The 12716-nt window shown below is 71.0% G+C and carries 11 protein-coding genes; 6 read left to right on the top strand and 5 right to left on the bottom strand.

What is annotated here, in order from left to right; translation table 11 throughout:
- Positions 1-85 precede the first annotated feature (85 nt).
- The gene (locus RI211_RS03550; protein WP_187663313.1) at positions 86-502 is read right to left on the bottom strand and encodes an ArsR/SmtB family transcription factor; all 417 of its coding nucleotides are present in this window, start codon (positions 500-502) and stop codon (positions 86-88) included.
- A 104-nt stretch (positions 503-606) separates the two neighbouring features.
- Here RI211_RS03550 and RI211_RS03545 point away from each other — a divergent pair, with 104 nt between their 5' ends.
- The 4 genes from RI211_RS03545 to RI211_RS03530 are packed head-to-tail and all read left to right on the top strand — an operon-like array spanning position 607 to position 5108.
- Positions 607-2037: a TrkH family potassium uptake protein gene (locus RI211_RS03545; RefSeq protein ID WP_187663312.1), complete on the top strand. Its 1431-nt coding sequence runs from the start codon at positions 607-609 to the stop codon at positions 2035-2037.
- Positions 2030-2701, top strand: coding sequence for a potassium channel family protein (locus RI211_RS03540; protein WP_025104470.1), 672 nt, complete (start codon positions 2030-2032; stop codon positions 2699-2701). The genes RI211_RS03545 and RI211_RS03540 overlap by 8 nt, the downstream gene beginning before the upstream one ends.
- A 56-nt stretch (positions 2702-2757) precedes the next feature.
- Positions 2758-3534, top strand: a complete 777-nt coding sequence (locus tag RI211_RS03535; RefSeq protein WP_280567205.1) for an ABC transporter ATP-binding protein — start codon at positions 2758-2760, stop codon at positions 3532-3534.
- Positions 3516-5108, top strand: coding sequence for a hypothetical protein (locus tag RI211_RS03530; RefSeq protein ID WP_315637242.1), 1593 nt, complete (start codon positions 3516-3518; stop codon positions 5106-5108). Before RI211_RS03535 ends, RI211_RS03530 begins: the two co-directional genes overlap by 19 nt.
- Before the next feature lie 205 nt (positions 5109-5313).
- Here the strand turns inward: RI211_RS03530 and proC are convergent, their stop codons facing one another.
- The gene (proC, locus tag RI211_RS03525) at positions 5314-6153 is read right to left on the bottom strand and encodes a pyrroline-5-carboxylate reductase (RefSeq protein ID WP_315637241.1); all 840 of its coding nucleotides are present in this window, start codon (positions 6151-6153) and stop codon (positions 5314-5316) included.
- A gap of 59 nt (positions 6154-6212) precedes the next feature.
- Here proC and RI211_RS03520 point away from each other — a divergent pair, with 59 nt between their 5' ends.
- Positions 6213-7184: a cation diffusion facilitator family transporter gene (locus RI211_RS03520; RefSeq protein ID WP_187663308.1), complete on the top strand. Its 972-nt coding sequence runs from the start codon at positions 6213-6215 to the stop codon at positions 7182-7184.
- A 4-nt stretch (positions 7185-7188) separates the two neighbouring features.
- On the opposite strand, the gene RI211_RS03515 is transcribed toward RI211_RS03520, so the two are convergent.
- Positions 7189-7644, bottom strand: coding sequence for a nucleoside deaminase (locus RI211_RS03515; RefSeq protein ID WP_315637240.1), 456 nt, complete (start codon positions 7642-7644; stop codon positions 7189-7191).
- Between the two features lie 81 nt (positions 7645-7725).
- Between RI211_RS03515 and upp the strand changes: the two genes are divergently transcribed.
- Positions 7726-8358 (top strand): uracil phosphoribosyltransferase, encoded by a 633-nt coding sequence (gene upp, locus RI211_RS03510; protein WP_025104476.1) that lies wholly within the window; start codon positions 7726-7728, stop codon positions 8356-8358.
- A 22-nt stretch (positions 8359-8380) separates the two neighbouring features.
- Here upp and RI211_RS03505 read toward each other — a convergent pair whose 3' ends face one another.
- A complete protein-coding gene (locus tag RI211_RS03505) occupies positions 8381-9181 on the bottom strand; it encodes a GNAT family N-acetyltransferase (protein WP_315637239.1) in 801 nt (266 codons plus the stop codon).
- On the bottom strand, positions 9178-12660 hold the full coding sequence (locus tag RI211_RS03500) for a TM0106 family RecB-like putative nuclease (protein WP_315637238.1): 3483 nt from the start codon (positions 12658-12660) through the stop codon (positions 9178-9180). The genes RI211_RS03505 and RI211_RS03500 overlap by 4 nt, the downstream gene beginning before the upstream one ends.
- Positions 12661-12716 lie beyond the last annotated feature (56 nt).

Raw genomic sequence — 12716 nt, 5'->3', positions numbered from 1 at the left:
CGCGCGGATCTGGGGTCCGCACACCGCCCCCGACGGCATCCCCCCTGCCGTCGGGGGCGGTTCTCCGTCCGGGCGGGGCGTCGGGTCAGGCGCCGAGGCGCTTCAGCGCGTTGGCGACCACGTGCTTGGCGGATGCCGCTGCACGCCCGACGACCTCGGCCGCGTGTGCAGCACCGTCGGGGATCGGAGCGCCCGGGTATGCGATGTCCGGCGCGGTGTCGCCGAACGCGTCGACGAGGAACGGGACCAGCCAGTCGTCGACGGCTTCGAGCGGCGCGACGGAAAGGCTGTAGAAGCGACGCTGCCCGTCCTCGCGGACGGTCACGAGCTCGGCGTCGCGGAGCACCTTGAGGTGCTTGGAGACCGTGGGCTGGCTGATGCCGAGGTCGGCGACGATCTGGCTCACGCTCGTGCCGGACTCGCCTTCGGACGTGCGGCGGAGCAGGAGCTGGAGGATGTCGCGCCTCGTACCGTCTGCGATCACGTCGAAGATGTCCGTCATGTGATCAGGGTAGTGCGCCCCGGCACGGAGTACCATGACGAAGGCTCGGCGAGAGGCGCCGTGCTGCCGCCGGGGAACGGACGGCGCAGAAGAAGGGGGCAGCGATGTCGGGCATCGTTTCGGCGTCGTCTCCTCGCACCGGTCTCCCCGGAGCCGCCGGCCGGGTGAAGCACCTCATCACCTCGTCGCCCTCCCGGTTCGCGATCGCCGTCTTCGCGCTGCTGATCCTCGTGTTCACGGTGCTGTTCTCGCTGCCGATCGCCTCCGCCAGCGGCACGGTGACACCGCTCAGCGACGCGCTGTTCACCGCCGTCTCCACGATCTGCGTGACGGGCCTCGCGACCGTCGACATGGCCAACCACTGGTCGCCCTTCGGACACGTCGTCGTGTTCATCGGCGTCAACATCGGCGCCCTCGGCGTGCTGACCCTCGCCTCCCTCATGGGGATGCTCATCTCGAAGCGCCTCGGGCTGCGCGCGAAGCTCATGGCGGCGGGCGACACGAACCCGCTTCGGGCGCACGGCGGCGTGGTCAACGAGAGCCAGACGGTGCGCCTGGGCGAGGTGGGCCAGCTGCTCACCACGGTCGCCCTCTCGGCCCTCTTCATCGAAGCGGCCCTCGCCGCCCTCCTCTACCCGGCGCTGGTGATGGCGGGGGTGGACCCGATCGCCGCGCTCTGGGAGGCCCCGTACTTCTCGGCGATGGCCTTCACCAACACCGGCTTCGCGCCGAACGACGGCGGGGTGGCCGTCTTCGCCGACGACTACCTCGTGCTGTCACTCCTCATGGTCGGCGTGTTCCTCGGGAGCATCGGCTTCCCGGTGATCTACACGCTCGCGAAGCACGTCTGGCACGTCAAGCGCTGGTCGCTGCACTCGAAGCTGACCATCGTCACCACCGTGCTGCTGTTCATCCTGGGCGCCGCCGCCTTCCTGATCCTCGAGTACAACAACCCGAAGACCTTCGGCTCGATGGACGCCGCCGACACGACCTTCCAGGCGTTCTTCCTCTCCGCGATGACCCGCTCCGGCGGCTTCAACGTCATCGAGATGGACGACCTCAACGGCTCGTCGCTGCTCGCTGCCAGCATGCTCATGTTCGTCGGCGGCGGGTCCGCGTCGACGGCGGGCGGCATCAAGGTGACCACGCTCGCGGTCCTCGCGATCGCCGTCTGGTCCGAAGCGAAGGGCCGCCAGTCCGTCGAGGCGTTCGGCCGCCGCATCCCCAGCGACGTGCAGCGCGTCGCCCTCAGCGTCGTCGCCTGGGGTGCCACGATCGTCGCCCTGTCGACCATCGTGATCGCGCAGATCACCAAGGCCGACATCAGCCACGTGCTCTTCGACGTCATCTCCGCATTCGGCACCGTCGGGCTCTCCACCGGCCTCACCGGGGAGCTGCCGGATTCCGCCTCGTACGTCATGGCCGCGACGATCTTCATGGGCCGCGTTGGTACAGTGACTCTCGCTGCGGCAGTCGCCGCGACATCGCGCACGCAGTACTACTCACTGCCCGTGGAAAGGCCGATCGTTGGTTGAAGTCCTTCGGGGGGACGCTCCCGTCCTCGTCATCGGTCTCGGCCGGTTCGGCGCCGCCTGCGCCGGCGAACTCGACCGCCTCGACCGCGAGGTGCTCGCGATCGACGACAACCTCGAGCTCGTGCAGAAGTGGTCGGACCGCGTCACGCACACCGTGCAGGCCGATGCGCGCAACATCGACGCGCTCCGTCAGATCGGCGCCCAGGACTTCCAGGTCGCGGTCGTCGCCGTCGGCTCCTCGATCGAGGCGTCGGTGCTCATCACGGCCAATCTCGTCGACCTCAAGGTGCCGCAGATCTGGGCCAAGGCGGTCTCCCAGTCGCACGGCAAGATCCTCGCCCGGGTGGGCGCCAACCACGTCATCTACCCCGAGCGCGAGGCCGGCGAGCGCGTCGCGCACCTCGTGAGCGGGCGCATGCTCGACTTCATCCGCTTCGACGACGACTTCGTCCTGGCCAAGATGTACCCGCCGAAGTTCATCCGCGGGGTCGGCCTGAACGAATCCGGTGTGCGCTCGAAGTACAAGGTCACGGTCGTCGGCGTGAAGAGCCCTGGCAAGCCGTTCCGGTACGCCGAGGCCAACACCATCGTCACCAACCACGACCTCATCATCGTCTCCGGGACCAACAGCGACATCGAGCGTTTCGCCGCCCTCGACCGCTGAGCGAGTCCTCCCCGCGACGGATGCGCCCGCCACGGCCGCCGTGGTGGGATGGGGGCATGAGCGATCACGCCCCCGCACCGCCCGTCCTCGCCCTCCGTGGGCTCCGCAAGCAGTTCGGGCAGAAGGTCGCCGTCGACGCGCTGTCGCTCGACGTCCCCGCGGGTTCGATGCTGGGGCTGCTCGGCCCGAACGGTGCGGGCAAGACGACGACGCTCGCCATGACCACGGGGCTCCTGCGTCCGGACGCCGGGACCGCCTGGGTGCTCGGCGCCGACGTCTGGCAGGATCCGGCCGCCGCGAAAGCGCGGATGGGGGTGCTCCCCGACGGCATCCGGATGCTCGACCGCCTCACCGGCGCCGAGCTGCTGCGGTACACCGGCCTGCTGCGCGGGATGCCGGAGGCGGAGGTCGTCTCCCGCTCCGGTGAGCTCCTCGACGCGCTCGGCCTGACGGAGGCCCGCGACACGCTCGTCGTCGACTACTCGGCCGGCATGAAGAAGAAGATCGGCCTGGCCTGCGCGCTCATCCACGCGCCCCGGCTGCTGATCCTCGACGAACCGCTCGAGGCGGTCGACCCGGTCTCCGGGCAGACGATCAGGCAGATCCTCCGCTCCTTCGTGGACGGCGGCGGCACGGTCGTCCTCTCCAGCCACGTCATGGAGCTCGTCGAGTCGCTGTGCGACCGCGTCGCCATCGTCGCCGAGGGCCGCCTGCTGGCACACGGTGCGCTCGACGAGGTGCGCGCCGGGCTCACGCTGCAGGAGCGCTTCCTCACCCTCGTGGGCGCGCACGACCTCGGAACGGAGACGCTCGCGTGGTTGCGCTCCTCGTAGGCCTGCGGCTGCGACAGCTCGGACATCAGCTCAGGCGCAACCCCTGGATGATCGTGACCCTCGCGATCGTGGGTCTCATCGCGCTGAGCATGCTCGGACTGCTCACCGTCGGGCTGATCGCCCTGCGGGTAGGAGCGCCCGACGCCGCCGTGACCGCGATGGTCCTCACGGGTGCCATCGTCGTGCTCGGGTGGTGGATCGGGTCGATCCTCGTCAGTGCGGACGACTCGCTGGCACCCGAGCGCTTCGCCCTGCTCCCGGTGACCGCCCGCACCCTCCTCCCCGGACTGGTCGTGGCGGGGATGACGACGATCGGCGGCATCGGCACCGCCTTGGCCCTGCTGCTGATGCTCGTGGGATGGTCGGTCAGCGTGCCGGCCCTCCTCGTCGCGGTGCTCATGGTCCCGGTGGCCCTCGCGACCTGCGTCCTCGGCGCCCGCGTCGTCAGCGGTCTGCTCGCGGGGTGGCTCGCCCGTCGGCGGACGCGCGACCTCGTCCTCACCCTCGGCGTCGTGCTGCTGGCCTCCTCCGGCCTCCTCCTGAACATCGGGCTGCAGGCGCTGTCGACCGTGCGCGACGTCGGCGGCGCCTTCACGACGGTCGCCGAGATCGCCGCGTGGACGCCGGTGGCGGCCGTCTTCGGGGTCCCGGCCGCGGTGGCCCAGGGCGACGTGCTCACCGCCCTCCTGCGACTGCTCGTCGCCGCCGGCACCCTCGTCGTCTTCTGGGTCGCCGCGCGCCGGATGCTCGATGCGCGCCTGGTCGCGCCGCTGCAGTCGAGCGGCGGCGGACGCGTGCGCTCGGGCGGCCTGCTCGACCGCCTGCTCCCCGCGGGCCCCGTCGGTGCCATCGCGGGACGGACGCTCCGTTACTTCCGCCGCGATCCGCGTCAGGTCGTCAACATCGTGATGCTCCTGCTGCTTCCGGCGATCTTCCTCGGACTCGCGCTCATGAACGGACTGCAGCAGGACAGTGCCGGCTTCGCGCCCGCGATCACCCTCATTCCGGCGATCAACGCTCTCCTCGCCGGGAGCATCGTGCAGATGGCGATCGCCTACGACAACGATGCCGTCGCGCTGCACATCCTCACGGGCGTGAGCGGCACGGCCGACCGCGCCGGACGGCTGCTCGGATTCGCGCTGATCGCGGTGCCGATCACGGTCCTCCTCTGCGTCGCGAGCTGCCTGCTGGCCGGGCGTGCGGATCTGCTTCCGGGTAGCCTGGGCGCTGCTCTCGGGCTCATGGCAGTGTCGGCGGGAGCGGGGTCCTGGGTGGGGGCGTTCCTGCCAGGACGTGCTCCGGCACCCGAGGCCAACCCGTTCGGACGCGGGTCCTCCGGCGGCGCGCAGTCCTTCCTGGCGATGCTCATCATGTCCCCGATCACGCTGCTGCTCGGCGGCCCCGCCCTCGGCTTCGCGATCGCGTCGATCTGGATCCCGCCCCTGGGCTGGGCGAGCCTCGCGGCCGCCGTCGTGCTCGGGGGCGCTGCGCTCTGGGGCGGCACGGTGCTCGGCGGTCGGACCCTGCAGCGCCGGTGGCCCGAGGTGCTCACCGAGGTCGCCAGCGACGCGTAGCCGCACGACACCTGGCCCGCAACAGGCACTCGCGCGAGTTCAGGCTCCAGGAACACTGGCCGCCTGAACTCCCGTGGTCGCCTGCTCCCCGCCGCCCTCGCCACAACAGGCCCTCGCGCGGGTTCAGGCTCCAGGAGTGCTGGCTGCCTGAACTCGCGTGATCGCCTGCTCCTGCAGGATGGAAGCGCGCGAGAACAGGCGGGGATCAGGCGCCGGCGGCGAGCTCCTTCGCGCGAGCGAGGGCGGCGGCAGCAGCGGCGGCGAAGGTGTCGGACAGGTGCGCGTCCTGGAGCACGGCGACCGCGCGCTCCGTCGTCCCCTTCGGGCTCGTCACCCGGCGGCGCAGCTCCGCGGGGTCCTCCCCCGTCGAGTCCAGCAGCGCGGTCGCGCCGATGAAGGTCTGCTCGGCCAGGAGCCGCGCGTCGGCGTCGGAGAAGCCCATCCCCCGCGCAGCCTCGGTGAACTGTTCGATGAGGAGGAAGACGTAGGCGGGACCGGAGCCGGAGATCGTCGAGAGCGCATCGATCTGCGACTCGGGGACCTCCACCACCGCCCCCACCGTCTCGAACAGACGACGCACGAGAGCGAGATCGTCGGGGGTCGCCGCGGCACCGGCAGCGAGACCGGTGACCCCCTTGCGGATCGTCGACGGGGTGTTCGGCATGGAGCGGATGACGCGGGCCTCGGCACCGAGGACGTCGGCGAAGGTCTGCAGCGTGACACCCGCGGCGAGGCTCACCACGACGGTCTCCGCGGCCAGGTGCGGCGCGATCTCGCGGAGGAGGTCGGGGACCATCGCCGGCTTCACCCCGACCAGGACCACCCGTGCGCCGGCCACGGCCTCGGCGTTGCCCTCCGGTTGCTCGGACAGCGCGATGCTCGTGACGCCCTCGATGCCCGCGAACGCCGCCGCCTTCTCCGGCGTGCGGTTCGTGGCCGTGATCCCTCCCTGCACGGGGACGCCCGAGGCGAGCACGCCGCGGAGGATCGCTCCCCCCATCGATCCGGCACCGAGGAACGCGAGGGACGGGAGCGCATCAGCCATGTCGTCATCCTACGGCGGGCGCTCCTGTGGCGGCCGGGTTGCCGTCCTAGACTCGTCGCATGAGTGCATCCGGAGGCAGCAAGGCCATCGTCGCGGCGTTCCTGGCGAACCTGGGCATCGCCCTCGCGAAGTTCCTCGCGTGGGCTCTCTCCGGCTCGGCATCGATGCTCGCGGAGGCGATCCACTCCGTCGCCGACTCCGGCAACCAGCTGCTGCTGATGCTCGGCGGGCGCAAGGCGAAGCGCCATGCGGACCGTTCGCACCCGTTCGGCTACGGCCGCGAGCGCTACGTCTACGCCTTCGTCGTGTCGATCATCCTCTTCTCCGTCGGCGGGCTCTTCGCGATCTACGAGGGTGTGGACAAGCTGACCCATCCGCATGAGATCGATCAGACCTGGTGGTGGCTCCCCCTCGTCGTGCTGTTCATCGCGATCGGCCTGGAGTCGTTCTCGCTCCGCACCGCCGTGCGCGAGAGCAACGTCGTGCGCGAGAAGGGGCAGTCGTGGTTCTCCTTCGTACGACGGTCCAAGGCGCCGGAGCTCCCCGTCGTCCTCCTCGAGGACGTGGGTGCCCTCACCGGACTCACCTTCGCCCTGCTCGGCGTCGGTCTCACGCTCCTCACCGGCAACCCCGTCTTCGACGCCCTCGGCACGGTGATGATCGGCGTCTTGCTCGTGCTCATCGCGATCGTGCTGGGGGTGGAGACCAAGAGTCTGCTCGTCGGCGAGGGAGCGACCCCCGCCGACTACGACCGGATCGTGGACGCGATCAACGACGGCCCGGAGATCGAGAAGATCATCCACATGAAGACCCTCTACCTGGGGCCCGACGAGCTGATGGTCGCCGCGAAGATCGCGCTCAGCGCCGACAAGCCGCTGCGCGAGGTCGCCGACGACATCGACGAGATCGAGGCCCGCATCCGGGCCGCCGTGCCGGTCGCCCGGGTCGTCTACATCGAGCCGGACGTCTACCGTCCCGCGATCGATCCGGAACCCTCGACCGACGTCTTCGTCCTCAAGTCGTCGGACTGAGCGTTCAGCGACGGTCCTCGAAGAAGGCCCGGAGCAGCGCGATGGACGCGTGCTCGTCCACGCCGCCGATCACCTCGGCGCGGTAGGGCAGGCGCCGGTCGCGCAGCACGTCGTACATCGATCCGGCTGCTCCCGCCTTGTCATCCCACGCGCCGAAGACCACGCGGCCGATGCGTGCCTGCAGGATCGCGCCGGCACACATCACGCAGGGCTCGAGGGTGACGACGAGCGTGCAGCCGTCGAGATTCCACGATCCCTGGAGCGCCGCCGCAGCCCGGATGGCTTCGATCTCGGCGTGCCCGGTCGGATCGTGCGTGGTCTCGCGGGTGTTCCGCCCTTCGGCCAAGACATGCCCCTCGGCATCGAGGACGACGGCGCCGACCGGGATCTCCGCGGCGTCCGCGGCCTCGGCGGCGAGCTCGAGGGCACGCTGCATCGCACGGCGGTCGGCGGGGGTCATGCCCCGAGCCTACGACAGCGCGCGGTGTCCGCCACGGCACCCGATGTCGTGCGCGGACGCGGGGCGCATTAGCCTGTATCCATGCGTGTTCACGTCGCCGACCACCCTCTCATCACCCACAAACTCTCGGTGCTGCGCGACGCGCGCACCCCGTCGCCGGTATTCCGCCAGCTGACCGAAGAGCTCGTGACGCTCCTCGCGTACGAGGCGACCCGGAATGTGAAGGTCACTCCCATCGAGATCACGACGCCGGTCACCACGACCACGGGCGTGAAGATCTCGGAGCCGCGACCCATCGTCGTCCCCATCCTGCGCGCCGGTCTCGGCATGCTCGAAGGCCTCGTCAAGCTCCTCCCCACCGCGGAGGTCGGCTTCCTCGGCATGGTCCGCGACGAGGAGACCTTCGAGCCCACCACCTATGCCGAGCGCCTTCCGGACGACCTCTCCGACCGCCAGTGCTTCGCGATCGACCCGATGCTGGCGACGGGCGGCTCGCTCGCCGCCGCGATCCAGTTCCTGTTCGATCGCGGTGCGAAGGACGTCACCGCGATCTGCCTGCTCGGCACTCCGGAGGGTGTGGCGGCGATCGAGGCGATGGCCGGCGACCGCGATGTGACCCTCGTCCTCGGAGCGCTCGACGAGCGCCTCGACGAGAAGGGGTACATCGTGCCCGGTCTCGGCGACGCGGGAGACCGCCTGTACGGCACCGTCTGAGGCCGTCGCCGCCGCTCCCACGTCAGAGGGCCAGGCGGTAGCCGCGTTCGTCGCCGTAGCGCGTGAAGCCGGCTCTCGCGAGGATCGGCGCCGATGTCGAGACACGGCCCTTGACGAGCGCAGTCCTCGCACCGCGCGCGGCGCTCTGCCGCAGGCGTTCCGCGAGGACCGCTCTATAGACGCCGCGACCACGATCGGCTTCGAGCGTCGCCGCTCCCCACAGTCGAGTGAACCCGTCGACGATGGTGCATCCCCCCGTGCTCACCGCGCGTCCGTCGATGCGCCCGAGCACCCGGAAACCGGTACCGGCATCGAGAGCCTCGGTCAGCTCGGCGAACTCGGCACGCAGACCGTCGTCGTCGAGGGGCTGCTGCTCCCAGACCGGGACGTTGATCGCATCGACCTCGCGGAGCTGATCCACGGTCCGCACGACCTCGGCGGAGACCCCGGGCGGCACGCCGACCGCGGCCCCGCTGGTCGGACGCGCGAACACGGTGACGGTGTCGAAGTGCACGGCACCGCGGCGTCGGAGCTCCTCTTCGAGGTCGGGGTCGTCGGCGGGATTCGTCCAGAACGTGAACACGCTCTCGCCCCAGGCTCTGGTGCGCTCCAGCGCCCCGTCCAGCACCTCGGCGGCGGGGCGCGCGGACGTCACCTGCGAGCCGCGGACGCCGCCCCCGAACCGCTCCGGGTACCGCACGAGGAGCAGGTCGCCGCGGACATGCTCGCTGCCGCGCGGAAACCAGGCCCACGCGGCGGCTGCACGGAGGATGTCCGCCTCGGTCGGCGTGCCGTCGGCGGCCGGTGCAGGAACCGTCGTCATGAACCCTCCTCCTCCGCGGCCCCCACCAGGCGGGCGAAGGCACTGAGCCGGGCGACGCCCTCGGGCGTGTACGGCAGGTCGTCGAGCAGCGCCGGCGAGTGGATGAGGTAGGCCACGACCTGCGCCCGGGAGATCGCCACGTTGAGCCGGTTCTGCAGCAGCAGGAACTCCGGGCCCCGGGGAGCGTCCCGGCCACTCGACGCCGCGAGCGTCGTGATCGAGACGACGGCCTCCTTGCCCTGGAAGTTGTCGACCGTGCCCACCGGGACGCCGCCGAAACCCGCCGCGGCGAGCGCGTCGTGCACGAGCTGCCGCTGCGCGTTGTACGGCGCCACGACGATGATGTCCTCCGGCGTCAGTGGCCGCACGGTGCCCGCCGCATCGTTGTCGTGGAAGGCGCGGCCCACGAGGTCGCGGACGATGCGCACGACCTCCTCTGCTTCCTCCGGCGACTGGGTCGCGTTGCCGCGGTGGCGCAGCGGCACCACGTGGAGGCCCGGGTCGATGCCCTCGACCGCGCGCCGCTCGGTACCGGGGGCGGAGGCGAGCTTCCCGGCATAGGCGAGCTTCGACACCGGAGCCGCGACGTGCGGGTGCATCCGCCAGGAGCGCGCGAGGAAGTAGCCGTACTCCGGGCGCACGACGGGGTCGCCGTCCATCACCCAGCCGAGCGCGGACGTGTCCACCGGCTCCGGGTGGGCGCCCTGGCTGACCTGGGGCAGCTGCTGCGGGTCGCCGAGGAGGAGGAGCCTCTGCGCGCCCGTGGCGACCGCGATCGTCGAGGCGAGCGAGAACTGCCCGGCCTCGTCGATCACGAGCAGGTCGAGCTCTCCCCTGGCCACCCGCTGCGTGTTGCTGAAGTCCCAGGCGGTACCGCCCACGACGGCGCCCCCGTCTGCGTGCTCCGCGAGGAAGGCGGCCATGCCGGTCTTCGGGATCACCGTGTACCCGGGATCGGCGTTCGCGTCCTTGGGGCACTTCGCCACTTGACCCGGGGCGACACCGTCGGCGACGACGCGCTCCAGCAGCGTCTCGATGATCGCGTGGGACTGCGCGACGACGCCGATCCGGAAGCCGTGCTCTGTGACGAGCCGGGCGATCACCTGGGAGCCCGTGTAGGTCTTCCCCGTGCCTGGAGGCCCCTGTACGGCGAGATAGCTGCGGTCGAGGTCCAGGATCCCGCGGACGATCGCGTCGATCGGGTCGTCGCCGGCGGCCGGGAGCGCGTTCCCCGACACGGTGCGCGGAGGGAGGCGGCGGAGGATGTCGGTCGCCGCGTCCTGGGGGAAGTCCGGAGCGGCCGCGTGCACCGCATCGGCCCATTCGTCGATCGCCTGCTGCAGCGACACCACCCGTGGCGGCGCGGCGGGGGTGAGGGCGACGGGGAGGTCATCCCAGGTCTGCCCCTGGACCGCGGACTCCGCCACGAGATAGCCGTCGTCCAGCACCTCGACGACCGTGACCCCGTGCGGCACGTGCACCGCGCGCGACGGGACATCGGTGTCGAACGGCGCCGGGACGTCGTAGAGCGCGAACGGCTGGGCACCCGGACCGAGCGTCGTGCCAGGGGACACCTCGCCGCGGATCTCCAGCTCGCGCGACAGGACTCTGCGGCCCTCGCCGATGCTCCAGTCCCGGCGGACCCGCGAGCGGGTCGCATCGACCTTCACCACATCGCGGGTGCCGTCCCACATCGTGACCGGCTCCCGCAGCCGCTGGAAGTGCGCGACCCAGAAGCTCTTCGCCTCGCGTGGGAAGTAGTCGATGGCGGCCGCCGCGAGCCGGTGCACGAGCCCATCGCCACCGACCTCCACCGCACGCTCCGCGTCGCCGAGCAGCGCGAGCGAACGCGGCGACGGCTCGTAGATGACCTCGTCCGCGTCGTCCGGCGGGGCCGGCGTGACCCCCTCCGCGCGGGCGATGTCGATGAGCCAGTTGCGCAGCCGCCGGGTGGAGACGCAGTCGTAGCGGTTGTAGTCCGCGAGGTCGGCGAGCACCGCGTCGGCCTCGGCCTGCGCCCCCGCTGCCGCGAGCTCCCGCGCCGCGACGTACTGCACGATGGAATCGTCGCCCTTCTGGACGTCGCTCGTGCGCACGTCCTCCCCCATGTAGAGGGGCTCGAGCTTCTTGATGGAGTAGGACCGCGAACCGACCCGCACTGTGCGCAGCACCAGCGGGTACAGGTCGACGAACACGCCCTCGCGGAGCAGGCGGTCCACCTCACCCTCGCGCACCCCATGGCGGGCGGCCATCGCGACCAGGTGGGAGGTCTCGTAGGGGGCGTAGTGATAGATGTGCATGCCGGGGTGGGCGGCGCGACGCACCTTCACGAAGTCGAGGAAGGTCTCCAGCGCCCGACGCTCCTCCGCGAACGAGTGCGCCCAGAGCGCGGTGTACTGGTCGGCGTTGTCGACCCAGCCGAACAGATAGTCGATGCCCCACTCGGCCTCGCCGTCGGGAGCGGGCTCGGTGTACAGCGGATCGCCCTCGAAGTCGAAGAAGATGTCCCCGTGGCTGGGCACAGGGAGGGTGTGGATCGCCGCGGCATAGTGCACGTCGTACGTCGCCGCCCCCTCGGCATCCGCCCGCAGCTGCACGCGTGCCTGGGCGCGGAGGTTCTCGAACGTGTCGACGTTCATGCCCTCCGGTGCCTGGGTCGCCGCGGCCAGGTCGTCGATGGTGAGGATCCCGGCGGCGCGCAGACGGGCCCGCTGCACCGGCCGCATGCGGGCCACCATGAGGAGGTCGCGATGGGCCAGCACCTGTTCCTCGCACGTGGCGCAACGTCCGCAGGCGACCACGCGCAGATCGCCGCGGTCGTCGCCCCACGCGAGCGGCGCCCCGGCCGCGCCGTCGGCCACGGCGCGGTCCGCGATCAGAGCGCGCAGCCGCGCCCGGCGCACGCGGAACAGTGGGAGGAGGTCGTCGACCGCATGCGTGCTGACGCTGTTGTCGCCGTGGATGAGGTCGACCTCGTCCGCACGCGGGATGCCGAGCCGGTCGAGCTGGTCGACATATGCCGCGAGCTGCATGAGTGCGGTCACCCGGGCCTTGCGGGCGAGCTTCGAGTCCTGCACGCGCCAACGCCCGTCCGCATCGCGGCGGAGGAAGTCGGCGAACCCGACGAACTCGTCGGTGGCGAAGGCCGCCTGGAAGACGACCAGCGCGTCCGAGCGCAGAGCGCTCAACGTCTCGTCGACGGCGGCAGCCAGCGCATCAGGATCGCTCGACGAGACCTTGGCGATCCGATGCACCCGCTCGTCGCCGAGCTCCCGGATGTAGCGCTCGAGCACGTTCTGCTCGTGCACGTCTCCGAGCTGGGCCGCGCGGAGGAGCGTCGCGTCCTCCGGCTCCTCCACCGCGGGGACTCGACCGAGCTTCGCATCGATCGCGCGGGACCAGGCGAACTCGCACTCGGCGGCCGCCTTGAGGTCGCTCGCGCTCCAGATGACCCGCTGCGCCTCTGTGTCGATCCGCACGATTCTCCCGTTCTGTCGGCTGCTTCGACACTATCCGCGGCATCCGACACGGCGAA

This window comes from Microbacterium meiriae, from assembly GCF_032364335.1.
GTDB lineage: Bacteria > Actinomycetota > Actinomycetes > Actinomycetales > Microbacteriaceae > Microbacterium > Microbacterium meiriae.
Note: the sequence above shows the minus strand (reverse complement) of the source record. Positions and strands in the feature narration are given on the sequence as shown.

Coding starts and splice junctions, on each gene's coding strand:
- RI211_RS03550 (WP_187663313.1), bottom strand. CDS start 502: ATGACGGACATCTTCGACGTGATCGCAGACGGTACGAGGCGCGACATC.
- RI211_RS03545 (WP_187663312.1), top strand. CDS start 607: ATGTCGGGCATCGTTTCGGCGTCGTCTCCTCGCACCGGTCTCCCCGGA.
- RI211_RS03535 (WP_280567205.1), top strand. CDS start 2,758: ATGAGCGATCACGCCCCCGCACCGCCCGTCCTCGCCCTCCGTGGGCTC.
- proC (WP_315637241.1), bottom strand. CDS start 6,153: ATGGCTGATGCGCTCCCGTCCCTCGCGTTCCTCGGTGCCGGATCGATG.
- RI211_RS03520 (WP_187663308.1), top strand. CDS start 6,213: ATGAGTGCATCCGGAGGCAGCAAGGCCATCGTCGCGGCGTTCCTGGCG.
- RI211_RS03515 (WP_315637240.1), bottom strand. CDS start 7,644: ATGACCCCCGCCGACCGCCGTGCGATGCAGCGTGCCCTCGAGCTCGCC.
- upp (WP_025104476.1), top strand. CDS start 7,726: ATGCGTGTTCACGTCGCCGACCACCCTCTCATCACCCACAAACTCTCG.
- RI211_RS03505 (WP_315637239.1), bottom strand. CDS start 9,181: ATGACGACGGTTCCTGCACCGGCCGCCGACGGCACGCCGACCGAGGCG.